General features: G+C 34.6%; 1 protein-coding gene. It reads right to left on the reverse strand.

Features of this window, described 5'->3' with window-relative positions; all coding sequences use genetic code 11:
* A partial coding sequence (locus KVT45_RS55400) for a hypothetical protein (RefSeq protein WP_217562729.1) occupies positions 1–266 on the reverse strand: 266 nt, incomplete at both ends.

Genomic DNA, 266 nt, shown 5'->3' on the forward strand with positions numbered 1-266 from the left:
CTCAATCGTATTTATATGGTCAATATCTTCCTGGGTAGGAGATTCTTTTGACTTAAGTTCCTCCAGCACCGTTTTAAGCTCTTGAGTTTTATCTTCTGTTTTCTGAATTTCATTTTGGATTAAATCAATTTTTTTCTCATCGTTCATAAGGTCAATTAATTTTGCCAAACGCACAAGATCACTTTGTTTGAATTCAACTATCATAGATTTCTTGCTGTTCAGCTCACGTTCCCTTATATCTTCAACACCGGAAATGACAATCCCTT

The sequence above is a fragment of the Streptomyces sp. GbtcB6 genome, assembly GCF_019091475.1.
GTDB classification, from domain to species: domain Bacteria; phylum Actinomycetota; class Actinomycetes; order Streptomycetales; family Streptomycetaceae; genus Streptomyces; species Streptomyces hyaluromycini.